Annotated in this window: 21 protein-coding genes and 1 pseudogene; 9 read left to right on the forward strand and 13 right to left on the reverse strand. The window is 60.9% G+C overall.

What is annotated here, in order from left to right; genetic code table 11:
• Nucleotides 1–236: 236 nt before the first annotated feature.
• On the forward strand, nucleotides 237–2,459 hold the full coding sequence (locus tag ACA070_RS20545; RefSeq protein WP_497448107.1) for a TonB-dependent receptor: 2,223 nt from the start codon (nucleotides 237–239) through the stop codon (nucleotides 2,457–2,459).
• Nucleotides 2,460–2,584: 125 nt separating this feature from the next.
• On the forward strand, nucleotides 2,585–4,120 hold the full coding sequence (locus ACA070_RS20550; protein ID WP_497448108.1) for an FAD-dependent oxidoreductase: 1,536 nt from the start codon (nucleotides 2,585–2,587) through the stop codon (nucleotides 4,118–4,120).
• 124 nt (nucleotides 4,121–4,244) lie between these two features.
• Here ACA070_RS20550 and hemB read toward each other — a convergent pair whose 3' ends face one another.
• The 3 genes from hemB to ACA070_RS20565 form a co-directional block, all read right to left on the reverse strand.
• Nucleotides 4,245–5,219, reverse strand: coding sequence for a porphobilinogen synthase (gene hemB / locus ACA070_RS20555; RefSeq protein WP_497448109.1), 975 nt, complete (start codon nucleotides 5,217–5,219; stop codon nucleotides 4,245–4,247).
• A 274-nt stretch (nucleotides 5,220–5,493) separates the two neighbouring features.
• The gene (locus ACA070_RS20560) at nucleotides 5,494–6,336 is read right to left on the reverse strand and encodes a PhzF family phenazine biosynthesis protein (RefSeq protein ID WP_497448110.1); all 843 of its coding nucleotides are present in this window, start codon (nucleotides 6,334–6,336) and stop codon (nucleotides 5,494–5,496) included.
• Nucleotides 6,337–6,369: 33 nt separating this feature from the next.
• Nucleotides 6,370–7,068: a glutathione binding-like protein gene (locus tag ACA070_RS20565; RefSeq protein WP_497448111.1), complete on the reverse strand. Its 699-nt coding sequence runs from the start codon at nucleotides 7,066–7,068 to the stop codon at nucleotides 6,370–6,372.
• A 372-nt stretch (nucleotides 7,069–7,440) separates the two neighbouring features.
• On the opposite strand from ACA070_RS20565, the gene ACA070_RS20570 reads away from it, so the two are divergent.
• Nucleotides 7,441–8,115: a histidine phosphatase family protein gene (locus tag ACA070_RS20570; RefSeq protein WP_497448112.1), complete on the forward strand. Its 675-nt coding sequence runs from the start codon at nucleotides 7,441–7,443 to the stop codon at nucleotides 8,113–8,115.
• A 140-nt stretch (nucleotides 8,116–8,255) separates the two neighbouring features.
• On the opposite strand, the gene mnmH is transcribed toward ACA070_RS20570, so the two are convergent.
• The gene (mnmH, locus tag ACA070_RS20575; protein WP_497448113.1) at nucleotides 8,256–9,359 is read right to left on the reverse strand and encodes a tRNA 2-selenouridine(34) synthase MnmH; all 1,104 of its coding nucleotides are present in this window, start codon (nucleotides 9,357–9,359) and stop codon (nucleotides 8,256–8,258) included.
• Complete coding sequence (selD, locus tag ACA070_RS20580) at nucleotides 9,359–10,393, reverse strand: selenide, water dikinase SelD (protein ID WP_497448114.1); 1,035 nt, start codon at nucleotides 10,391–10,393, stop codon at nucleotides 9,359–9,361. The genes mnmH and selD overlap by 1 nt, the downstream gene beginning before the upstream one ends.
• 407 nt (nucleotides 10,394–10,800) lie before the next feature.
• On the opposite strand from selD, the gene ACA070_RS20585 reads away from it, so the two are divergent.
• Nucleotides 10,801–11,757, forward strand: coding sequence for a nucleoside-specific channel-forming protein Tsx (locus ACA070_RS20585; RefSeq protein ID WP_497448115.1), 957 nt, complete (start codon nucleotides 10,801–10,803; stop codon nucleotides 11,755–11,757).
• Nucleotides 11,758–11,781: 24 nt separating this feature from the next.
• Nucleotides 11,782–12,804, forward strand: a complete 1,023-nt coding sequence (locus ACA070_RS20590; RefSeq protein WP_497448116.1) for a purine-nucleoside phosphorylase — start codon at nucleotides 11,782–11,784, stop codon at nucleotides 12,802–12,804.
• Nucleotides 12,805–12,915: 111 nt separating this feature from the next.
• Here the strand turns inward: ACA070_RS20590 and ACA070_RS20595 are convergent, their stop codons facing one another.
• From ACA070_RS20595 to ACA070_RS20605, 3 genes are all read right to left on the reverse strand, one after another.
• Nucleotides 12,916–13,872 carry a quinone oxidoreductase family protein gene (locus tag ACA070_RS20595; RefSeq protein ID WP_497448117.1) on the reverse strand — a complete coding sequence of 319 codons (957 nt, stop codon included), beginning with the start codon at nucleotides 13,870–13,872 and terminating at the stop codon, nucleotides 12,916–12,918.
• A 30-nt stretch (nucleotides 13,873–13,902) separates the two neighbouring features.
• The gene (locus tag ACA070_RS20600) at nucleotides 13,903–14,076 is read right to left on the reverse strand and encodes a DUF1427 family protein (RefSeq protein WP_010458583.1); all 174 of its coding nucleotides are present in this window, start codon (nucleotides 14,074–14,076) and stop codon (nucleotides 13,903–13,905) included.
• A 239-nt stretch (nucleotides 14,077–14,315) separates the two neighbouring features.
• Nucleotides 14,316–15,104, reverse strand: coding sequence for an AraC family transcriptional regulator (locus ACA070_RS20605; RefSeq protein ID WP_497448118.1), 789 nt, complete (start codon nucleotides 15,102–15,104; stop codon nucleotides 14,316–14,318).
• Nucleotides 15,105–15,249: 145 nt separating this feature from the next.
• On the opposite strand from ACA070_RS20605, the gene ACA070_RS20610 reads away from it, so the two are divergent.
• The gene (locus ACA070_RS20610) at nucleotides 15,250–15,477 is read left to right on the forward strand and encodes a DUF6555 family protein (RefSeq protein WP_010458578.1); all 228 of its coding nucleotides are present in this window, start codon (nucleotides 15,250–15,252) and stop codon (nucleotides 15,475–15,477) included.
• A gap of 66 nt (nucleotides 15,478–15,543) precedes the next feature.
• On the opposite strand, the gene ACA070_RS20615 is transcribed toward ACA070_RS20610, so the two are convergent.
• The 3 genes from ACA070_RS20615 to ACA070_RS20625 form a co-directional block, all read right to left on the reverse strand.
• Complete coding sequence (locus ACA070_RS20615; protein ID WP_461975136.1) at nucleotides 15,544–15,711, reverse strand: metallothionein; 168 nt, start codon at nucleotides 15,709–15,711, stop codon at nucleotides 15,544–15,546.
• Between the two features lie 235 nt (nucleotides 15,712–15,946).
• The gene (locus ACA070_RS20620; protein ID WP_497448119.1) at nucleotides 15,947–16,402 is read right to left on the reverse strand and encodes a DMT family transporter; all 456 of its coding nucleotides are present in this window, start codon (nucleotides 16,400–16,402) and stop codon (nucleotides 15,947–15,949) included.
• Nucleotides 16,402–16,887: a DMT family transporter gene (locus ACA070_RS20625; protein ID WP_497448120.1), complete on the reverse strand. Its 486-nt coding sequence runs from the start codon at nucleotides 16,885–16,887 to the stop codon at nucleotides 16,402–16,404. Before ACA070_RS20625 ends, ACA070_RS20620 begins: the two co-directional genes overlap by 1 nt.
• Nucleotides 16,888–17,114: 227 nt before the next feature.
• On the opposite strand from ACA070_RS20625, the gene ACA070_RS20630 reads away from it, so the two are divergent.
• On the forward strand, nucleotides 17,115–18,050 hold the full coding sequence (locus ACA070_RS20630; protein WP_497448121.1) for a LysR family transcriptional regulator: 936 nt from the start codon (nucleotides 17,115–17,117) through the stop codon (nucleotides 18,048–18,050).
• A 162-nt stretch (nucleotides 18,051–18,212) separates the two neighbouring features.
• On the opposite strand, the gene ctpM is transcribed toward ACA070_RS20630, so the two are convergent.
• Nucleotides 18,213–19,895 (reverse strand): methyl-accepting chemotaxis protein CtpM, encoded by a 1,683-nt coding sequence (ctpM, locus tag ACA070_RS20635; protein ID WP_497448122.1) that lies wholly within the window; start codon nucleotides 19,893–19,895, stop codon nucleotides 18,213–18,215.
• A gap of 228 nt (nucleotides 19,896–20,123) precedes the next feature.
• Nucleotides 20,124–21,440 carry a Na+/H+ antiporter family protein gene (locus ACA070_RS20640; RefSeq protein ID WP_497451995.1) on the reverse strand — a complete coding sequence of 439 codons (1,317 nt, stop codon included), beginning with the start codon at nucleotides 21,438–21,440 and terminating at the stop codon, nucleotides 20,124–20,126.
• A 1,568-nt stretch (nucleotides 21,441–23,008) separates the two neighbouring features.
• Here ACA070_RS20640 and ACA070_RS20645 point away from each other — a divergent pair.
• Nucleotides 23,009–23,065 (forward strand): annotated as a pseudogene (locus ACA070_RS20645) (hypothetical protein); the annotation flags it as partial.
• 201 nt (nucleotides 23,066–23,266) lie between these two features.
• A complete protein-coding gene (locus ACA070_RS20650; RefSeq protein ID WP_497451996.1) occupies nucleotides 23,267–23,971 on the forward strand; it encodes a methyl-accepting chemotaxis protein in 705 nt (234 codons plus the stop codon).
• The last annotated feature ends 2 nt before the right edge of the window (nucleotides 23,972–23,973 follow it).

Consider the following 23,973-nt stretch of genomic DNA (forward strand, 5'->3'; position numbering starts at 1 on the left):
TGCGCACTCGGTTTACCTGAAAGATCGCAGTTCCTCAATTGACGACTGCTTCGCAGCCGAACGCAGCCTCGCGCTGCTCGGCAGCTGCTACAGGCCTCATCTTGCGTAATGACAAACTGATTGCGCATCGTTACTGAGAAAACCTATCATTCGCGCCTGGAGTCGCATTTGCGCAAGGAGTTCCCGCGCCGTCACTTTCTTTTTTCTCACCGGCGGCGTGCCGTCAGGAATGAAACATGACTACTCCAGCCCGACTCGGCGCCCCTTTTCGCCCGACACTCCTCGCCTTGTTTTGCTCCCTGTCCGTGACTGCCTACGCCGCAACGCCGGCCACCACGCCGGAAAATGAAGGCAAGTCGCTGGTGCTGGACGAAGTGAACATCAACGCCCTGGCCCCATCCCCGTCTGCCCTGCCCCCGGTGTTTGCCGGCGGTCAGGTGGCGCGCGGCGGGCAATTGGGTGTTTTGGGCAACCAGGACATCATGGACGTGCCGTTCAGCGTGTCGTCCTACACCGAGCAGTTGATCCAGGACCAGCAAGCCGAAACCGTCGGCGATGTGCTGCTCAACGACTCGTCGGTGCGCCAGGCCACCGGTTTTGCCAACCAGGCACAGGTGTTCGTGATTCGCGGCCTGCCACTCAATGGCGATGACATTTCCTATAACGGCCTGTACGGAGTACTGCCGCGGCAGATTATTTCCACCGATGCGCTGGAGCGCGTCGAAGTGTTCAAAGGCCCGAACGCGTTTATCAACGGCGTGACCCCGACCGGTTCCGGTATTGGTGGCGGCGTGAACCTGCAGCCTAAGCGCGCCGGCGACGTGCCGTTGCGCCGCTTCAGCACCGACATCAGCAATGACGGCCGGGTCGGCGAGCACCTGGACATCGGTCAGCGGTTCGGCGAAGACAATCGCTTCGGCGCCCGAATCAACCTCGCCCAGCGCGAAGGCGACACCGCCGTCGACGACGAGAACCAGCGCTCCAAACTGTTCGCGATCGGCCTGGATTATCGCGGCGACGCGCTGCGCCTCTCCGGCGATTTCGCTTACCAGAAGCAACGCATCAACGGCGGGCGCAACTCTGTGTTCCTCGGCACCGCGACGCACATCCCGGACGCGCCGTCGGCCGACACCAACTACGCGCCGAAGTGGGGTTTCACCGAGATCGAAGACACCTTCGGCATGCTGCGCGCCGAATACGACTTGAACGATAACTGGACCGCCTACGCCGCGGGCGGCGCCAAGCACACCCGTGAAACCGGTCGCTATAACTCGACCACCCTCGTGGGCAACGACGGCACCGCCACCACCACCGGCTCGTTCATTCCCCATGACGAAGACAACAAAAGCGTCATGGCGGGCCTGAACGGTCGCTTCCAGACGGGCCCTGTCAGCCACAAACTGAACTTCGGCCTGGCCGGGATCTGGACCGAACAGCGCAGCGCCTTCGATTTCGACTTGACCCGCTACCCGAACAACATCTACCACCCGGTTCAAACGCCGGCGCCTCAGGGCGGCTTCGACGGCGGCGACCTGCACGACCCTGGCATCACCGGCAAAACCTTCGTGCGCAGCGGCGCGGTGTCCGACACCCTGGGCTTCTTCGATGATCGCCTGCTACTGACCGTCGGCGTGCGTCGCCAGCAGATGGTGGTTCAAGGCTATGGCTATGCCGACTACGGTTCCGGCAGTCGCACCTCGTCCTATGACGAATCGATCACCACACCGGTCTACGGCATCGTGTTCAAACCGTGGGACCACGTGTCGTTCTACGCCAACCGCATCGAAGGCCTGGCAAAAGGCCCGACGGCACCGACATCCGCGGGTGGCCGTGTGGTCATCAATGGCAATGAAGCCTTCGCTCCGGCGCGGTCGAAACAAATCGAAGCCGGTGTGAAAGTCGACATGGGCACCTACGGCGCCAGCCTCGGTGTGTACCGCATCGAGCAGCCGGCCGACGGTTTCACACAAGTTGTCGACGCCACCACAGCGGTCTTTGTGCGTGAAGGCGAGCAGGTCAATAAAGGCGTCGAGCTGAACGTCTTCGGCGAGCCGATCGAAGGCCTGCGCCTGATCAGCGGCCTGACCGTGATGGACACCGAACTGAAGAAAACCGCAGGCGGCCTCAACGACGGCAACCGCGCCATCGGCGTGCCGACCTTCCAGTTCAACGCCGGCGTGGATTGGGATGTCCCGGGCCTGCAAGGGGTCGCGCTGGACGCACGGATGCTGCGCACCGGCGGCCAATACGCCGATGCCGCAAACAACCTCAGCCTGCCGACCTGGAACCGCTTCGATGCCGGCGCCCGTTATGCCTTCAAAGTTTCGCAGAAGGACGTGACCGTGCGTCTGGGCGTCGACAACCTGACCAACGAGAAATACTGGGAATCGGCACTGGGCGGTTACCTGACTCAGGGCGAACCACGGGTAGCGAAGTTGTCCGGCACCATCGACTTCTGATCACTGGCACATAACGAAAAGGCCCCGCAGCTTCTCGGCTGCGGGGCCTTTTTCCGTTGGGCGGCCAGCCTTTTCATATCCCCGGGCTGGACCATACTTGAGCCACACACCGAGGAGACAGGCTCATGAACCGTAGCGACGTACTGATCGTCGGCGCTGGCCCGACCGGGCTGGTACTGGCGCTGTGGCTGAGCAAACTGGGGGTTCGGGTACGGATTATCGACAAGACGTCGGCGCCCGGCACCACGTCGCGGGCACTGGCCGTCCAGGCGCGGACGCTGGAGCTTTACCGTCAGCTCGATCTCAGCGATGCGGTGGTGAAGAAAGGTCATCAGGTGGCCGCGGCGAATTTCTGGGTCAAGGGCGAGCCCGTGGCGCGCTTGCCATTGACCCGCATCGGCGAGGGGCTGACGCCTTACGCGTTTCTCGAGATGTTTCCTCAAGACGAACACGAACAGCTGCTGATAGAACGCCTCGAAGGGTTCGGCATCAAGGTCGAACGCAACACCGAACTGGAGGGTTTTGAGGAAACCGGCGACGGCATCAGCGCAAGGCTGCGTTTGCCCGATGGCCAGCAGGAAATCTGCCAGGCGTGTTATCTGGCGGGTTGCGACGGCGCTCGGTCAGTCGTGCGCAAGACCCTGGACACCGGTTTTCCCGGCGGCACCTACCAGCAGATTTTCTACGTCGCCGATGTGCAGGCCCGCGGGCCGACGTTCAACGGCGAACTGCACCTGGACCTGGATGAAGCGGACTTTCTCGCCGTGTTCCCGTTAGCCGGTGAAGGCCGCGCCCGCTTGATCGGTACCGTGCGTGACGAGCGCGCCGACCGTGCTGAAACCCTCGGGTTTGCCGACGTCAGCAGCCAGGCCATCGAGCATCTGAAGGTGCAGATTGATCAGGTGAACTGGTTCTCGACGTATCGGGTGCATCACCGCGTGGCGGATCACTTTCGCAGCGGTCGCGCGTTTCTATTGGGTGACGCGGCCCACGTCCACAGCCCGGCGGGTGGCCAGGGCATGAACACCGGGATCGGCGATGCCATCAACCTGGCCTGGAAACTGGCGGCGGTCTTGAGCGGCGGCGCCACGCCCACGCTGCTCGACACGTACGAAACCGAACGCATCGCCTTTGCCCGCAAACTGGTAGGCACTACCGACCGGGTGTTCAGCTTCGTCACCGCCGAGGGGCGCATGGCCGATTTGCTGCGCACGCGTCTTGCGCCGTTTTTGATCCCCAAAATGGCATCGTTCGAAACGTCCCGCGATTTTCTGTTCCGTACCGTGTCGCAGATCACCCTCAACTACCGTGGGACACCGTTGAGCACGGGTGTCGCCGGGCACGTTCATGGCGGCGACCGCCTGCCCTGGGCTCACGACGGTGAGGGGGACAATTTCGAATCGCTGAAATGCCTGACCTGGCAGGTACATGTGTATGGCGACACCAGCGACGAAATGATCGCCTGGTGCATCGAGCATCACCTGCCGTTGCACGTGTTCGACTGGCGGCCGGCGTTTGAAGCGGCGGGATTGGGGCATAGCGGCTTTTATCTGTTGCGGCCGGATACGTATGTGGCGATCGCCGACAACTCGGCTGATCCCAAGGTGATTGAGCGGTATTTCAAGGAGCATGGGATTCGGCCGTTTTTTGGCAGCCCCTGAGACCACCACAAATCAAATGTGGGAGCGAGCCTGCTCGCGATGGCGGCGTATCAGTCAATACTTGGGTGACTGACAAGACGCCATCGCGAGCAGGCTCACTCCCACAGGGGTTCTGTGGTGTTTGTTAGATCCCGGCCAGTGCCAGGTCCATCGCAAAGTAGGTGAAGATCAGATCCGCCCCTGCCCGCTTGATCGCACCAAGGCTTTCACGCACTACGCGATCTTCATCTATCGCCCCGGCCTGCGCGGCGAATTTGATCATCGCGTACTCGCCACTGACCTGATACGCCGACAGCGGCAAACGCGAAACCTCGCGGATGTCACGGATGATGTCCAGGTACGCGCCGGCCGGTTTGACCATCAGCGCGTCGGCGCCTTCCTGTTCGTCCATCAGTGATTCGCGCACCGCTTCGCGGCGGTTCATCGGGTTCATCTGATAGCTTTTACGGTCGCCTTTGAGCGCGCTGCCGCCAGCTTCGCGGAACGGGCCATAAAGCGCGGAAGCGAATTTGGTCGAATAGGCCATGATCGCGATCTGCGTGAAACCTGCTTCGTCGAGCGCCCGGCGAATGGCCTGAACCTGCCCGTCCATGGCGGCTGACGGCGCAATCACATCCGCACCCGCCCGAGCCGCCGCCACGGCTTGTTTGCCGAGGTTGATCAGGGTCTGGTCGTTGTCGACTTCATGGTGGTGCATCACGCCACAATGGCCGTGATCGGTGTACTCGCAGAAGCAGGTGTCGGACATCACGATCATCTCCGGCACCGCATCCTTGGCGATGCGCGACATGCGCGATACCAGTCCGTTGTCGCTCCAGGTGTCGCTGCCGCTGCTGTCCAGATGATGGGAAACGCCGAACGTCATCACCGACTTGATCCCGGCCCGGGCGTAGCGCTCGATCTCACCGGCCAGTTTCGACTCCGGAATGCGCATCACGCCCGGCATGCTCTTGATCGGCACGAAGTCATCGATTTCTTCCTCGACGAAAATCGGCAGCACCAGGTCGTTCAAGCTGAACTCGGTTTCCTGGAACAGGCTGCGCAGGCTCGCATTGCGGCGCAGACGGCGTGGACGTGCTTCGGGGAACTGACTGGACATGAGGGGTTCCTGAAAAACGGAGGACGAGACGAAAGTCGTAGGGGGCGAAGCTTATGCCCTGAAAGGCGCGGGGCACAAACCTCAGGCGCAGAACACACCGTTACCAGTCCGGCAATAATCCCCTGCAACGAAAAAGTCCGTAGCAGCTGTCGAGCAGCGCGAGGCTGCGTCGGCGGTCTGTCAGGCAGAACGCGGTTTCAGGTTTTACGACTGCTACGCAGCCGAACGCTGCCTCGCGGTGCTCGACAGCTGCTACAGGGGGCATTGCTTGCGATTAAAGCTGCAGGGTGCCGCTTATGCAGGTCACCACAGCACCGCCAATCCAGATCTCATCCCCCACCTGCTCCACCTGAATGCGCCCGGCGCGGCCCATGGTCAGGCCCTGGCTGACCACGTAGGACGCCGGCGCCAGACCTTCAGCAAGCAACCACTGTGCAATCCCGGCGTTCAGGCTACCGGTGGCCGGGTCTTCCGGCATGCCGTCGCCGGAGATGAAGGCGCGCACTTCAAACTGCGCGTCATCGCCATCACGTTCAGGGTTCCACCGCGCGATCACACCCACGGCCAGGCCAAGCATGTGTGAATGATCCGGTTGCAAACTCAGCACCTGTTGGCGGTCCTCGACCATCACCGCCAGCCAGCCGGCACCATTGTCGACCCACTGAGTCCGGACAATTGCGCCAGGCTCCAACCGCAATCCACGGCGTACGCGCTCGACCACGTCGGCCTCCACCGGCCCGGTCTTGATCAGCGGCGGCGCGAGAAAGGCCAGTTCCGCGCCTTGCCTGCGGACTCGGACCAGACCGACGCCGCACTCCTGAATGATCTCCTCGCCCTTTGGCACGCCTCCAGCCTCAAGCCACGCGTGGCAAGTGCCCAGGGTCGGGTGACCGGCGAACGGCAACTCGTTCAGGGTGGTGAAGATCCGTACCCGATAGTCGGCGCGAGGATCGCGCGGTTCGAGGATAAACGTGGTTTCGCTGAGGTTGGTCCAGGTCGCGAACGCCGCCATGCGTTCATCGCTGAGCTTGTCTGCACCGAACACGACCGCCAACGGATTGCCCTTGAGCGCAACGCGGCTGAAGACATCTACTTGTTTGAAATCGAATGAGCTCATTGCCTGCCTTGGTCTTGAGAAAGTCGAAGAGGTTTACTTGGGAATTTCCAGCCCGCGGATCACCGCCGGCCGCGCCAGGAAGCGCTCCAGCACACGAGTGACGTTGGGGAAATCCTTGATGCCCACCAGATCGCCAGCTTCATAGAAACCGATCAGGTTGCGCACCCACGGAAACGTCGCAATGTCGGCGATGGTGTAGCGTTCGCCCATGATCCAGTCGCGCCCTTCCAGCCGCCCATCCAGCACTTTCAGCAGGCGTTTGCTTTCGTCGACGTAACGGTCACGCGGACGTTTGTCCTCGTAGTCCTTGCCGGCAAATTTGTTGAAGAAACCGACTTGGCCGAACATCGGCCCGATGCCGCCCATCTGGAACATCAACCACTGGATCGTCTCGTAACGCGCCGCCGTTTCCTGCGCAAGCAACTGGCCACTTTTGTCGGCGAGGTAAATCAGGATCGCCCCGGACTCGAACAACGGCAGGGGTTTGTCATCGGGACCGTGGGGGTCGAGGATCGCCGGGATCTTGTTGTTGGGGTTCAGCGACAGAAACTCGGGGGACATCTGATCGTTGGTGTCGAAGCCCACGCGATGGGGTTCGTAGGGCAACCCGGTCTCTTCCAGCATGATCGAGACCTTGACGCCGTTGGGGGTCGGCAAGGAATACAGCTGGATCCACTCAGGGTATTGAGCCGGCCATTTTTGAGTGATCGGGAACGCAGACAGATCGGTCATCGAAAGCATCCATGGACAAGGAAAGGGGTTGAGCATAATCCAGGATGGCCGACCAAAGGTTGCGATCTTTGGCGATATCAATATTGCTGATGAGCAAGATCAAACGATTCCAGTCTTTTGCCGGCGCCTCCCCGTGTACCGTGTCCATAAATCCGCAACATGCTGTCGATAACCTCTGCTCCAACCCATGCAAGGTTATCGGTACATTGCGGCGCACTCGCCGGGATCGAACCAAATGGGCTTCAGAGGACTCTGAGAACTGCCCTTTCGGAAACGGACCGGCCCAACGACATGGAAAACACCCGATGCTGGGAGCTCGCGGTGTAGAGGTTTGTCAGCCTTAACCGAATGCGCTGAAGATCACCTATTCCAATGATGAACCTTTTGAAACTCGTTAAGCACTTCAAGCAACGCGCGTATGTCGTTCTGCCCTCCCTGCTGGCGGCGAGTGCGTTGTTTTCGTCGCTGGAGTCCAGCGAAAGCCGCGCCCAACCGGCCGACGGCACCCAGACCCTGGTATTCCTGCGTCACGCGGAAAAACCCGAAGGCGGCCTGGGCCAGCTCAACTGCCAGGGCCTGAACCGCGCCATCGATCTGGCCACCTTGCTGCCGGAAAAATTCGGCAAGGCCAATTACGTATTTGCCGCCAACCCGACACGTAATGTCGAGGAAGGCGAACTGGACAATTCCTACAGCTACATCCGCCCCCTGATGACCATCAGCCCCAGCGCCATCAAGCTCGGTTTGCCGGTGAACATCAACTTTTCGGCCAACGACACCAGCGACCTGGCGGACGAATTGCTCCACGACAAGTATCACAACTCGGTCATCTACACGGCCTGGTCCCACGGTTACCTGCCCGAGCTGATCAACAAGGTCGCGGGAGACGCGGTCGGCAAGAAACAGAAGATCACTGAAGACTGGGAGTCCAGCGACTACGACTCACTGTTTGTGCTCACGTTGACCTGGCACAACGGCAAGGCGAGTCTGGTGAGCCATAGCTACAAGCAAGGGCTGGATAATGGGCGGGAGACGTGTCCGACGTAAGCTGAACCCCGGGGTTTATGGCGTCTGTCAGGGCCTCATCGCGAGCAGGCTCGCTCCTACATTTTGACCGCGTCAATTCAGACAACTCGGTCTAATGTGGGAGTGAACCTGCTCGCGATGGGGCCAGAAAAACCAACACATTACTGCCGGCTGATCTGCCGCTCGCGCAGGTACTCAAGAACCGCGTCCTTCTCCCCCGCAAACTCAATCCGCGACCCCTTCTTCTCCCGCTGAAACGCATACATCGGATCGTAATACTCACGCAGCAACCCTTCGATCCAGCCCCGATGCATATCCACCGCCCCGCTGCTCGCCTGCTCCGCCAGCGCGTCCTCCATCAGGATCAACATCCGCCGGTGCCGTTCACCGCCCAGACGTTTCTGCACGTTGTTCAGGCTCTCGAGCAATCGCTCGGAAAACAGTGCAAAACCCTCATCGCCATGAACGCTGATGAATTCGGCACACAAGTCCACGACGTAATCGCGCAAGATCCGTTCGACCCGCCCTTGCAGGCTGTCTTCCAGCCAGACCATCGGAAACTGCTGCATGCCCTGAAACAGCGGCAGCGGCAACGCACAACTGCCGATCGCGCGGCTTTCGTCTTCCAGCACAAACTGCTCGATGCCGTGGGCGCGCTTCTTCAGCACGTCCACCGCCAGGCGGTTTTCGAAGTCGATATTGGAAGGTTGGCCGGTGGCGCGTTTGCCGAAGCTGGAACCGCGATGATTGGCGTGACCTTCAAGGTCCAGCCCGTTGCGCAGCTGCGTGAGTACCTCGGTCTTGCCGGTTCCGGTCATGCCGCCCAGCAACACGAAATCGCACTGGGCAACAGCCTGATCGACCGTGTCCAGCAAAAAGCTGCGCATGGCCTTGTAGCCACCACCGACACGCGGATAGTCAATGCCCGCTTCGTCCTTGAGCCACTGCTGGACGATCTGCGAACGCAAGCCGCCGCGAAAACAATACAAATAACCCTCAGGGTGCGCCCGGGCAAAATCGGCCCAGGCCTGGATGCGTTCGGCCTTGATCTCCCCGGACACCAATTGATGCCCCAGCGTGATCGCCGCTTGCTGGCCGTGTTGCTTGTAGCAGGTGCCGATCCGTTGCCGCTCGTGGTCATTCATCAGCGGCAGATTGACCACACCGGGGAAAGCCCCCTTGTGGAATTCGACTGGCGCGCGGGCATCCATCATCGGCCGGTCGTTGAGAAAGATGTCGCGGTAATCGGTGAAGTCGATTGACATCAAAACACCTCGACCGCGTTGGTCTGTCGCTCGACCAGCTCACCGATCGGCTCAAGGGTCAGGCCCAGTTCGGCGGCCACTTTGAGGAACTGCTCGTTGCCTTCCGGCGTGACCGCTACCAGCAGGCCACCGCTGGTCTGCGGATCGCAAAGCACCCGTTTATGCAGTTCCTGCACGCGCCCGACCTTGCTGGCGTAGCTGTCGAAATTGCGCAAGGTGCCACCCGGCACGCAGCCCAGATCGAGGTAGTACTCGACTCCTGGCAGGCGCGGCACACGGTTGTATTCGATACGCGCGGTGACGTTGCTGCCGTCAGCCATTTCCACCAGGTGCCCCAGCAAGCCGAAACCAGTGACGTCGGTCATCGCCGTCACGCCGTCGAGCTTGCCGAAACGGCTGCCGGGTTTGTTCAGGGTGCACATCCAGTCGCGGGCCAGGCCAATGTCGGCCGTGCGCAACTTGCCCTTCTTCTCGGCGGTGGTGAGGATGCCGATGCCCAGCGGTTTGGTGAGGTAAAGCAGGCAACCGGCGGTGGCGGTGTCGTTGCGCTTCATATGGCGTTTTTCCACCAGTCCGGTCACGGCAAGGCCGAAGATCGGCTCCGGCGCATCGATGGAATGCCCACCCGCCAACGGAATGCCCGCCTCGTCACACACCGAACGGCCGCCGCGAATCACTTCCCGGGCAATCTCCGGCGCCAGCACATTCACCGGCCAGCCGAGGATCGCAATCGCCATCAATGGATCGCCGCCCATGGCGTAGATATCGCTGATCGCATTGGTGGCGGCGATGCGGCCGAAATCGAACGGGTCGTCGACGATCGGCATAAAGAAGTCAGTGGTCGAGACCACGCCGCGCTCTTCGTCGATCGCATACACCGCCGCGTCATCGCGCGAGGCGTTGCCGACCCAGAGATTGGGGTCGAGGTTCTGCGCACCGCTGCCGGCCAGAATCACCTCCAGCACCTGGGGCGAAATCTTGCAGCCACACCCTGCGCCGTGGCTGTATTGGGTCAGACGAATCGGCTCGCTCATGGGGGAATAACCTCGTGAAGACAATGGGGGCGAGTCTAGCATTGGCGATCAAGGTAAGGCGCAACACACACCTTGTAGCAGCTGCCAAGCCTGCGAGGCTGCGTTCGGCTGCGAAGCAGTCGTGAATCCTGCGCACGCGGTTTACCTGATAGACCGCATTACCTGAATTGACGACTGCTTCGCAGCCGAACGCAGCCTCGCGCTGCTCGGCAGCTGCTACAAAAAGCGTGCCCGCTTACCTGACCGAAACGACAATAAAAACCCTGATTTTGTCGATTTTTCATGGAATTGAAATAATTGGCATCTCTTGTGCAAACGTTTGCGTGTCGCTGATACATACGTTTTCGCGACATAACCGCGCAAGCCCGAAGAACCGGGCTTTTGATCCGCACGAAAAGGGACTTTTAATGCACCGCACGTCCAGCCGCGTGACTTGCTCGCGCACCTTTGCTGTTTCCTTGCTGCTGGCCAGCGTTACAGGACTACTCAGCAGCACCGTTTTGGCGCAACCCGCCCCCGCCGAAGAGTCCGCCCAGGGCGAAACCCTCAGCCCCGAAGCCAGCCCGCCGAAAAAAGGTGCGTACCTGTCGGACTGGTTCAACCAGGACTTGACCGTCATCGGCAGCAAAGACATCAGTTTCGGCCCGCAACCGGCCGACGATATTTACCTGGAATACGAGTACTTCGGGCGCAAAGGGCCGTTCGAGTTGTACGGCTACATCGACATTCCGAAGATCTTCGACATCGGCAACAGTCATGACAAAGGCGTGTGGGACCACGGTTCGCCCGTGTTCATGGAGCACGAACCGCGGATCTCCATCGACTATCTGGCCGGACGCAGCCTGGCCATCGGGCCGTTCAAAGAATGGTACGTGGCGTTCGACTGGATCTACGACCACGGCAGCAACAGCGCCAATCGCGCCAATACGCTGTACAGCGGCCTGGGCACCGACATCGACACCCACTCGCGAGTCAACCTGTCGGCGAACTTCTACGGGCGTTATCAGTGGGAAAACTACGGCGCCAGCAACGAATATTCGTGGGACGGCTACCGCGCCCAGCTCAAATACATCGTGCCCATCAGCAGCTTCAGCAACGGTGCGTCGCTGACGTACATCGGCTTCACCAACTTCGATTTCGGCTCGGACCTGCACAAGGACAACCCGGCCCGCACCGCCAACGCCACCGTCGCCACCAACGTGCTGCTGTACTCGTTCACCCACTTGCGTTTCACCCTGGTCGGCCGTTACTTCCACAACGGCGGCAACTGGGACGATGGCAGCGAGTTGAATTTCGGCGACGGCGACTTCCGCGCTCGCTCCAATGGCTGGGGTTACTACGCCGGCATCGGTTATCAGTTCTGAGGCTCGATTGAATCTGGAGGTTTTATGAATGCAATGACGCGTATTTCCCTGACCTGTTTCGCCCTGCTCTCTTCCACTGCCTGGGCGAGCGAAGCACCGATCCAGCCGAAAGTGGTGCTGATCACCATGTTCGCCCCCGAGGCGCAGAACTGGATCGATCGCCTGGAACTCAAGCAGGAAGTTCGAGTGCCAGGCCTGTCCGCCGAGTACCCGACCATTCGCTGCAACACGCAGCAGGTGTGCCTGATGGTCACCGGCATGGGCCAGACCAACGCCGCCGCTTCGACACTGGCCCTGGCCCTGTCGCCAAAATTCGACCTGCGTAAAAGCTATTTCCTGATCGCCGGGATCGCCGGCATCAGCCCGAAACACGGGACCATCGGCACCGCTGCGTGGGCGCATTACCTGGTGGAGTTCGGCACCCAGTGGGAACTGGATTCGCGAGACGCACCGAAAGAATGGCCGACCGGGTACATCGGCATCAACACCAAAGGTCCGGATGAAAAACCGCCGCTGGACTACAAGACCGAGGTCTTCGAGCTCAATCCGAAGTTGCAGGTCAAGGCTTTTGCCCTGACTCGCAACGTTGAACTGAGTGAAAGCAAGGAGTCGGCAGCGTGGCGCAAGAAGTATCCGTCGGCTCCGGCCAATCAGCCGCCAGTGGTGACCCAGTGCGACACGCTGGCGGGCAACACCTGGTTTTCCGGGACGCGGTTGAGTGAGCGTGCCGAGGTCTGGACCAAACTCCTGACCGACGACAAAGGCGAGTACTGCACGACGCAACAGGAAGACAACTCCACCTATGAAGCGCTGCTGCGGGCGAGTCGCGAGGGGTTGGTGGATGTGCAACGTCTGGCGGTGGTGCGCGCGGGCTCCGACTTTGATCGACCGGCACCGGGCCAGAGCGAAGTGGATAACCTGCTCAAGTATGCGGATCAGGGCGGGTTTGTGCCGGCACTGGAGAACCTGTACCGGACGGGGAATCCGTTGGTGCAGGAGATTTTGAAGAACTGGTCGGCGTGGGAGAACGGTGTTCCCGAAGTTTGAGTTCGGCTTGAGGCCCTCTTCGCGAGCAGGCTCGCTCCCACAGGTTCAGCGCAATCCCTGTGGGAGCGAGCCTGCTCGCGATGGGGCCAGAACAGTCAACACCAAGGTCGGTTAGGGCAACAAAATCACTTTGTCGCCACTGCCCTGATTCACCTCGGCATACCGCTCCAACCCCTCCTCCAACGGCGATTCAAACAACCCTTCCGGCAACGGCAACAACCCTTGATCAAAGAACTTGCCGAACTGATCAAGCATCGCCGCACACGCCTGCACGCCGTACAACAACGAATTGATCCCCACCACCGACCCACCCTTGCGATACAACGCCAGCGCCGGCAATTGCACCATCCCGTCTACCGGTGCAGCGATGATCGCGATGCGACCGAACGTCGCCAGCGCCGGGACCGAGGCCGGTAGCCAGAAGCCGGTGGCGTCGAAGATCACGTCGGCGCCGCCGGCGTACACGGCATTCACCTGCGCCCCCAGGTCTTCCGGTTTATCCAGTTGCAGCGTCTGATAACCCTGCGCCTGCAAATCCTTGACCTGTTCGGGCCGGCGCGCCGCCGCCAGTACTTGAGCGCCACGCACCTTGGCCAATGCCAACGCGGCACTGCCCACCGCCCCGCCGCCGATCACCAACAAACGCGTTTGGGCCGTCACCAGACTGCGCTCCAACGCATCCCATGCCGTGGTGTACGGCACGCCGAGGCTGGCGGCCTGGGCGAAGCTCAGATGGGACGGTTTGAGCGCCACGCCATTGGCCGGCAGTTTGACGAATTGCGCATGGGAGCCATCGGCAAAAAACCCCAATTCACGGCCGGTGCCCCAGACTTCCTGACCGATCAGTGCCTGTGGCCCTTCAACGACCACACCGGCGAAATCCCGACCGGGAATCCGCGGCAAGGTGGTGTAGGGAAAGCGCCCCAGCACGTTCTTCACGTCGCTGGGGTTGAGGCCCGCCGCCTTGATCTGGACCAGCACTTCATCAACGCCGGGAACAGGGGTCGGAACATCGACATAGCGCAGGGCCGACAGGTCGCCGGTCTTGTCGAATTGCAGTGCTTTCATGGCAGTTTCCATCGCATAAAGGAAGGGATTTCAGGAGACCCAGCCAGCCACCAGTTGCCGGCCCATGGGCCACAACTTTTCGCCGGCGAGCATGCCCAGCAGGCCCACCAGGGCAATGGCCGGAGGTGCGGGAGAACGAAAATCCAGTGCGCCGTAGAGCAGGCCGACGCCCAGACCGATGACCAGCGAGATGAGGTAGCTCATGGCAGACTCCGTGGGCAATTAGGTATGCCTGAAGTCTAGAGAGCGGTTGCGAAGGGCATCGGCCAAGTGCTTCTGAATATCGGCCAAAGCGCGGCGGGTGCGATGCAAACCTGTAGCAGCTGGCGAAGCCTGCGTTCGGCTGCGCAGCAGTCGTAAAACCTGCATGCACGGTTTTCCTGAAGGACCGCGTTGCCTGATTTCACGACTGCTACGCAGCCGAACGCAGGCTTCGCCAGCTGCTACAAATCTGCGTTAAGGCTGAGGCTTGTCGAAAACTGCGAGGGCGCGACACCCAGTTCCCGGCGGAACATGTCGCTGAAGCTGCTCGGCGAATAGCCCAGTTCCCGGGCAATCGTGCTGACCGGCACACCCTGAATCAACTCCGCCGCCGCAGTCGCCAGTTGCACCTGCCGCCGCCATTCGGCGAAGCCCATGCCCAAGCCGTCCTTGAACAGCCGCGCCAGGGTGCGCACGCTGGCACCGGCGTTCTCCGCGTGTTGTTCGAAAGGTATGTCCAGCGAGGGCGCGGCCATGACCGCCTGACACAGGTTCATCAGGCGCCGGTCGGAATCATCCGGTAACGGGATTTTCAACAGCGAACGCCGGGCTCGCCTAAGCTCCAACAGCGCCAGGCCGACCAGCGCGTCGTAATACTCGGGCGCGCCATCGTCGCCCTGCTCCACCAGCTCGACGATCAATTCACGCAGCAGTCCGCCGACTTCGATCACCTGAACACTGTCATCCAGGGTGGCCGCCAATGAGGGCCGCAAGTAGATGTTGCGCATCTGCAGGTCAGAGACCACACGAATGCCATGCGGCACGCCCGGCGGCAGCCACACCGCACGTTGCGGCGGCACCACCAGCGCCTCATGGGGCGTTTCGACCCACATCACTCCGCTCATTGCGTACAACAATTGGCCCCAGACATGCTCATGCGGCTCGATGTACAAGCCGCGCGGGTACGTGCGCGCCAGCGGTTGCACGGGCACATCGGTGTTACTCAGGTCTGGAGGCGCGGCAAGGGCCATGGGCAATGATCATTGGGGTTTTCAGGTATTGCATGGTAACGGCGCACAGGCCATGTCGCCACTGGCGGCAGCCGTCTGACAATCCGACTGAATTTTCCGTAGCCCCGACGATCCTTGTATTACCACAGGGAGGAATACGGGCTTTATGAACAACGCAAAACTTTTCGTCATTGAATACACCCTTCATGGCGCGCCAAAGTCTTTCATTATCCGCCTGGACAAAATGGACAACGCGGAGGCTTGGCACTGGGCCAGTTGTGATGCGGGGGTCGGACGAATCCCTCGCTTTGGCCGAGAGAAGGTGCAAAAAACCAGCAAGCCGCTGGCGGAGAAATTCGGCATCGAAAATGTGACGTGGCGGCCGGCGGGGTAAAGATCCAGGGGGGAGAAACCAGACATTAAAAGTGGAGCCCGAGTGGCTCCACTTTATGTTGATGAGCTATTTGGCGTGGGCGCACTTGCAGCCTTTGCTCGCACACTCTTCGCCATGTTCGTGGTGCTTGGCGCACGCTTCGCAGCAATAGTGCTTGCCGTGACGCGCTATCGGATGTTCGCCCAGTTTGCAGGAGCATTTGGGGCAGTCGCATTTACTTTCACTGTCGATCATGAGTCTGACTCCATGGGTGTGGTCGTCGCGTGCGGCAAATGCGCACCTCACTTATCAGTGTAGGAGCCGTTGTAGCAGCTGCCGAGCTTGCGAGGCTGCGTTCGGCTGCGAAGCAGTCGTAAAATCAAGCACTGCGGTGATTCAGGCAAACCGCGTGCACAGGATTTACAAGGACTTCGTCCTCGGACGCAGGCTCGACAGCTGCTACGGGTGCGAGTCAGACATGAGAGGCTCGTTACTCGCTCCGTGTGCTGCTGCGATACATGAACAACAACGCCAGCGCCAGGCACACCATTGCCAGCATCCGGCTGCTCGACAACTCGATCGCCGGGTTACCCAGCCAGCCAAAGTTGTCGATCAACATCCCCATGCCCAACTGCCCGACGATCACGGCCACGGTCGCCACCGCCGTGCCGACCCGCGGCACCGCGCCGACCATAACAATCATGTAGACCACGCCGAACAACGCGCCGCTGAGCTGCCATTTCGGTACATCCAGCAGGCTCACGGCATGGGCCGGTTCGAAAAACAGGATCAGCAACCCGGTGACCACCGCGCCCACCGCAAAGGTCAGCAAACTGCTGCGCAACACGCCGACGGTTTCCCCCAGACGCCCATTGATCGCCGCCTGGACACTCAACACCGCGCCGGCAGCCACGACCACGGCCAACAAAACAATCAGATTCATCATCAACCTCGAGCGATCAGAACAAGTGCCGCGACAATCAGCAGCAACGCCAGCCAACGCTCACCGTTGACCTTTTTACGGGTAGCGCCGAACCAGCCGAAGTGGTCGATCAACACGCTTTTGCCGACCTGCCCGGAGAGGATCGCGATCATCGTCATTGCGATCCCGATGTGCGGCGTGGCCAGGGTCAGCACCACCACGTAGATCGGCCCGAGGAATCCGCCGATCAATTGCCAGCGTGGCAACGTGTTCAGGGCCGGACCTTGTTGCTTGCCGCTGAACAACAGCAGCAAAAACAGAATGGCCGAGCCGACGCCGAAGATGCTGAACGTCGCCCATAAATGCCCGACCTGAACCCCGAGCGGCCCGAGCAAACCGGCCTCCACGGAAAGGCCCATGCCGGCGAGAATCACCAGTGGCAGCAGCAACAGCCGCAGCCCTGGTTTGGTCGCTGGCGCTGCAGCGATGTTGATTGAAGAAGATTGCATAAGGAAAACCTGCCCGTCATCAGATGAAACACAGCCCCCCCTGTAGGAGCGAAGCTTGCTCGCGAAGGCGGCGTGTCAGACGACGAAGATGTCGACTGGTACGACGCCTTCGCGAGCAAGCTTCGCTCCTACAGAGGACGTATGCCGCATTATCGGCTGGTGATCCTTTGCGATAAATGGGAGCATCCGGACAACACTTTTGCGCAAATCGCACAGCAGGATTGATCATGCACGGCCTCAACGAGCTGGGATTCAAGGCACTTCGGCTGTTTGTCGCGGTGCTCGACCATGGCAGTTTTTCCGAAGTCGCTCGCCGCGAGGGCTTGGCACCCTCTTCGATTTCCCGGCAAATCCAGTTGATGGAACAGGCCCTGAACCAACAATTGCTCTACCGCCACACGCGCGCCGTCACGCCCACCGAAGCGGGACGCATGCTCGGCCATCACGCGCGGCTGGTGCTGGTGCAACTGGAGGAAGCCGAACAGGCCTTGCAGGAACAGCAAAGCGAACCCAGCGGACTGGTGCGGATCAATGCGCCGGTGGTCTTCGGGCAACGGCATCTGACGCCGTGGCTGGGGCAGTTGTGCGCGCGCTATCCGAAACTGCAACTGGATATCCAGCAAACCGACAGCTACGTCGACCCGTTGCAGGAAGGCGCCGATTTGCTGTTTCGCATCGGCCCGCTGCACGATTCGAGCATGCAGGCGCGGATCCTGGCGCCGCACCGGTTTCAAGTCGCCGCCAGCCCGGCTTACCTCGAACGCCATGGCACGCCGCAACATCCCGATGAGCTGGCGGCGCATCAGTGCCTGGCCTACAAGGGCGTGACCGGTCAGCAGCGCTGGTTTTTCCGCAAGGACCAGCAAGACTGGACGCCCTATTCAGTCAAAGGGCCGATCACCGGCAACCACGCCGACACGCTCACTCAAGCCGCCGAACAAGGCCTGGGGCTGGTGATGTTTCCGTCGTGGCTGATTGGTGAGGCGGTGCGCAACGGCACGCTGGTGCCGGTGCTTGGGGAGTATCAGGTGTCCAACAGCCTCGAGCCGCAGCAGATTGCGGTGCTGTGGCCGGGTAGCCGACGGTTGTCGGTGAAGGTAAGGACGGTGATTGATTTCTTTGTGGAATGCTTTGGAACGGTGCCTTACTGGGACAGACCGTAGCGCCAACGCACCCTGTAGCAGCTGGCGCAGCCTGCGTTCGGCTGCGCAGCAGTCGTAAACCCTGCGCACACGGTGCACCTGAAAAACTGCATTGTCTGATTTCACGACTGCTGCGCAGCCGAACGCAGGCTGCGCCAGCTGCTACAAGGAGTGAGTTGCAGCTTAGATTCGGAACTGGCCGACCAGTTTGCCCAGGCGCTGACCAAGGTCGGCGAGGCTGCGTGAGGTCTGGGCGCCGAGCTGGGTTTCGTCGGCAACGTTGTCCACCGCCACGGCGATCTGATGCACGCTGCGATTGATCTCTTCAGCCACGGCGGTCTGCTCTTCAGCCGCGCTGGCGATTTGCGCGTTCATCGAGTTGATGGTGCCGATCAGTTGGGCCATGGTGTCCAGCGATGCACCGGCCTCATTGGCCTGGGCCGACGTGCCATCGCCCGCCTCGCTGGAACGGCGCATCGCTTCCACCGCCGATTGGGTCCCGGCTTGCAAGCGGTCGATCATGCCCTGGATTTCCTGGGTGCTGATCTGCGTGCGACTGGCCAGTGCCCGTACTTCGTCGGCCACCACCGCAAAACCGCGACCCGCTTCACCGGCGCGCGCGGCTTCAATGGCGGCGTTCAGCGCCAACAGGTTCGTCTGCTCGGCAATCGAACGAATCACCCCCAGCACGCTGACAATCGACGACACGTCTTTTTGCAGGCTGTCGAGGGACACGCCGCTGCTGCGAATGTCGTTCACCAACGCATGAATCTTCACAATGCTGCCGGCCACCACACGCTTGGCGGCCTGGCCTTCTTCGTCGGTTTGCTGAGCAGCCACTGCCGCGTTTTGCGCGCTTTTCGCCACTTCCTGAGCCGCCGCCGACATCTCGTTGATCGCCGTGGCGACCTGATCGGTCTCGTGACGCTGACGCTCCATGGCTTGATCCGAGCGCTGGGCCTGATCGGAAACCTGATTCACCAGGCCGGTCAGTTGCGAGGTCATTTCCGTGATTTGACGCACCAGGCTGTGGATCTTGTCGACGAAGCGGTTGAACGAGCCGGCCAGTTCGCCGAGTTCGTCCTGGCTGGTGATGGTCAGACGACGAGTCAGGTCGCCCTCGCCCGCCGCGATGTCATCGAGGTTGGCTTTCATCAGGTTCAGCGGACGCAAAATGGTATTGGCCAGCAGCAGCCCGACCGCCGCGATCACCAGCAACATCACCACAGCGAGGCCGGCAATGGTCAGCACCACGCCTTCCATCCGATCTTGCACCTTGGCCTCGACCAGCGCGACTTGCGCCTCGATACCGTCGAGGTTCACCGACGTACCGACCGCCATGTCCCACTTCGACAGGTATTCGGTGTAGCCCAGTTTCGGCACCAGCACTTGGGTATTGCCGGGCAGTGGCGAGCTGTATTGCAGGTAGTGAGTGCCGTCTTTGGCGACTTTCACCAGGTCGCGGTTGACGTAGACGCCGTTCGGGTCACGGTTGTCCTTGAAGCTTTGGCCCACACCATCGGGGCTGTTGGCCTTGAACAGGCGCACGGTGTTGGAGTCGTAGCCGAAGAAGTAGCCGTCCTTGCCGTAGGTGATGCTCGACAGCAGCTTGATCACCTGCGCCCGCGCCGCATCATCGCCAGGCGCGGCCGCCTCGTAGAGCGGTTTGATCGTGGTCATGGCCACGGCGACGTAACTTTGCAGGGTGGCCTTGGCATCACTGAGCAGGCGCTGGCGGGTTTCCTCGACTTCCTTGTGCGCCTGCTCCTGCAGAATGAACAGCGTGGTCAGGCTGATGACCAGCGCAAAGAGCAACACCGGGAGGACGGCAAGGGACAGGACTTTAGCCTTCAGGCTCATGCGCATGACGGTTCACTCTTTTGATTTTGTTGGCGTGGTTAAAGGCTTTAACGGCACGCCGGATCAAAAGTTGAATCCGGGGGAAATTGCAATCCCCCTGTGGGAGCGACCTGTGGCGAGGGAGCTTGCTCCCGCTGGGTTGCGAAGCGACCCCAAAAGCTTTGCGACTGCTTCGCAGCCGAGCGGGAGCAAGCTCCCTCGCCACAAAGGCTCTCTCCCACAGGGGAAGTGTGGTTACAGGACCATCGCGGCCACCCAGCCGAACGCCAGTAGCGGCAGGTTGTAGTGCAGGAAGGTCGGGACCACCGTGTCCCAGATGTGGTGATGCTGGCCGTCGATGTTCAGGCCGGAGGTCGGGCCCAGCGTCGAGTCCGAGGCCGGCGAGCCGGCGTCACCCAGGGCGCCAGCCGTTCCGACGATGCACACGATCGCGATCGGGCTGAAACCCAGCTGCACGCACAACGGTACGAAAATCGCCGCCAGAATCGGTACGGTGGAAAACGACGAGCCGATGCCCATGGTCACCAGCAGGCCGACCAGCAACATCAACAACGCGCCGACACCTTTGCTGTGGCCGATCCACGCCGCTGACGTCTCAACCAGCGTTTGCACCTCACCGGTGGCTTTCATCACTTCGGCGAAACCCGAGGCGGCGATCATGATGAAGCCGATCATCGCCATCATTTTCATGCCTTCGGTGAACAGGTCGTCGGTGTCGCGCCACTTCACGATTCCCGACACGGAAAAGATCAGGAAACCCGCCAATGCACCGATAATCATCGAGTCCAGCAGCAGCTGAATGATGAACGCCGCCGCGATGGCCACACCGGCGACCATCAGGCTCAGCGGGTTGTACTCCACCGCGACTTGCTCGACTTTCTCGATCTTTCCCAGGTCGTAGACGCGTTTCTTGCGGTAGCTGATAAACGCGACCGCAAGGCCCACGACCATGCCCAGTGCCGGAATGCCCATGGCATGGGTGACGTTGATGCCGCTGATGTCGACGCCGCTGCGGGCAACGTTGGCCAGCAGGATTTCATTCAGGAAGATGTTGCCGAAGCCCACCGGCAGGAACATGTACGGCGTGATCAGGCCGAAAGTCATGACGCAAGCGATCAAGCGGCGATCCAGTTGCAGCTTGGTCAGCACATATAAAAGCGGCGGTACCAGCAGCGGAATAAAGGCGATATGTATCGGCAGAATATTCTGCGAAGCGATGGCTACGACCCAAAGCAAACCGATCAGCAGCCACTTGACCTGACCGCCACCGTTCGCGTGTTGGCGATCAACCATCAGCAGGGCTTTGTCCGCCAGGGCATGGGCCAGGCCGGACTTGGCAATCGCCACGGCGAACGCGCCGAGCAAGGCGTAAGACAACGCGACCGTCGCCCCGCCGCCGAGGCCGCTGTTAAAGGCTTTAAGGGTGGCGTCGATGCCCAGGCCACCGGTCAAGCCGCCCACCAGGGCGCCGACAATCAGCGCGATCACTACGTGCACGCGGGACAGGCTGAGGACCAGCATGACGCCGACCGCGGCAATTACAGCATTAATCATCGTTACCTCAGGGCAAGCGAAATGAGCTCAGCCGGCAGTCTGCATAGAGCCGCCAGCGGATTGAATAATGGGTTTTATTAGAGGGCGCGCACTTTGCCGCAGAGTCGGCCCGGTGTCAAAGCGGATGGGCCAACCTGTATGTAACGGACCACGAAATACCTGTGGCGAGGGAGCTTGCTCCCGTTCGACTGCGCAGCAGTCGCAAATTCATACCATGCGGCGTATCTGATAAACCGTCGTCTCAGTATTGGGGGCGCTTCGCACCCCAGCGGGAGCAAGCTCCCTCGCCACAAAAGCTTTGCTGTACCGCATAAAGAAAGCCAATTCGCAGCCGTTACAGTGCAAAGTCTCAGATAAATATCGAATAAGGACGTCTCTCCATGTCGCTCAGACAACTTTCCATCCAATGGAAAATCACCCTGCTGGCCGGGCTGTGCCTGGCGGGCATCGTGACCCTGCTGGTGGGTCTTTCGCTGTATCGCATGGAGCACAGCTCCGAGATGGTGAAAGCCTCGAGCATGGAGATGCTGACCGAAGCCGCTCAGGCCCGGATCGAATCCCAGGGTGAAAACCAGGCACTGGTCATTCGTCAGCAGTTCATGGACGCCTATCAATACGGCCACGGCTTTTCGCGTCAGGTGCTGTTCCTGCGCGATCAGGCGGAAAAGCGTTTTCTGGATGCCTTCGACCTGCGTGAGGACCTGACCCGTCAGGTCAAGTCGGCGCTGCAAGCCAACCCGGAATTGCCCGGCCTGTCGCTGGTGTTCGAGGCCAACGCGCTGGACGGCAAGGACGATCTGTTCGCCGGCCAGGCTGAGCTGGGCAGCAACGACAAGGGGCGATTTGCCCTGTACTGGTCGCAACCGACGCCGGGTAAAGTGACCTCCATGGCGTTGCCGGAAAGCGACATGGCCGACACCAGTGCCGGCCCCAGCGGCGAGCCGGCCAACGCCTGGTTCACCTGCCCGCGCACCACGCTCAAGCCGTGCGTGATCGAACCGTACTTCTATGTGATCGATGGCCAGAACGTGCTAATGACCAGCATCGTGTTCCCGCTGATGGTCAACGGCAAAGTCATCGCCTCGCTGTCGGTGGACATCAACCTCAACAGCCTGCAGGCGATGAGTCAGGGTGCGAGCAAAAAGCTCTATGACGGCCAGACCAACGTCAGCATCATCAGCCCGGTCGGCTTGCTGGCCGGTTACAGCCCGGATGCCAGCAAACTCAGCCAGCGCCTCGACGCCGTGGACAAGACCAACGGTGCCGAGCTGATTCGCATGCTCGCGGCCAGCAGCAAAACCGAAAGCCTGCACAGCAACCAGCAACTGAAGGTGCTGTCCCCTTTCCAACCGATTCCCGGCGGAAAATCCTGGGGCGTGTTGCTCGACGTGCCAGAAAAAGTCCTGGTCGGCCCCGCCGAAGCCCTGAAAAAACAACTCGATGACAGCAATAGAAGCGGCACCCTGGTGGAACTCGGCCTCGGTGTGCTGGCCGCGTTGATCGGCTTGCTGCTGGTGTGGCTGATGGCGCGCAGCGTGACCAAACCGATCCTTGGCGTGGCGCACATGCTCGAAGACATTGCCAGCGGCGAAGGCGACCTGACCCGGCGCCTGGCTTACGACAAGCAGGACGAACTGGGCCAACTAGCCGGCTGGTTCAACCGCTTCCTCGACAAGCTGCAACCGATCATTGCCGAGGTGAAACGCTCGGTGCAGGACGCCCGCAGCACAGCGGACCAATCCTCTGCCATCGCCACGCAGACCAGCGCCGGCATGGAGCAGCAATACCGTCAGGTCGACCAGGTCGCCACCGCGTCCCACGAAATGAGCGCCACCGCCCAGGACGTCGCCCGCAGTGCCGCGCAAGCCGCCCAGGCCGCGAAAGATGCCGATCAAGCGACTCGCCGGGGCCTGACCGTCATCGACCAGACCACCACCAGCATCGACAACCTCGCCGCCGACATGAGCGCGGCCATGGTGCAAGTCGAAGGCCTGGCGGCCAACAGCGAGAAAATCGGTTCGGTCCTGGAAGTGATTCGCGCCATTGCCGAGCAGACCAACTTGCTGGCCCTCAACGCCGCGATCGAAGCGGCCCGCGCCGGTGAGGCCGGACGTGGTTTTGCGGTGGTCGCCGATGAGGTGCGCAATCTGGCGCGACGCACGCAGGAGTCGGTCGAAGAAACCCGTCTGGTGATCGAGCAGTTGCAGAGCGGCACGCAGGAGGTGGTCGGTTCGATGAACAACAGCCATCGCCAGGCGCAAGGCAGTGTCGAGCAAGTTGGCCAAGCGGTGACGGCACTGCGCCAGATTGGCGAAGCGGTGACGGTGATCAGCGACATGAACTTGCAGATTGCGTCTGCTGCCGAAGAGCAGAGCGCGGTGGCCGAGGAGATCAACAGCAACGTGGCGACGATTCGGGATGTGACAGAGTCGCTGTCGGGGCAGGCGAATGAGTCGGCGCGGGTGAGTCAGTCGCTCAATAGCCTGGCGAATCAGCAGCAGAGTTTGATGGATCAGTTTCGGGTCTGACT

The sequence above is a fragment of the Pseudomonas sp. LBUM1678 genome, from assembly GCF_059695575.1.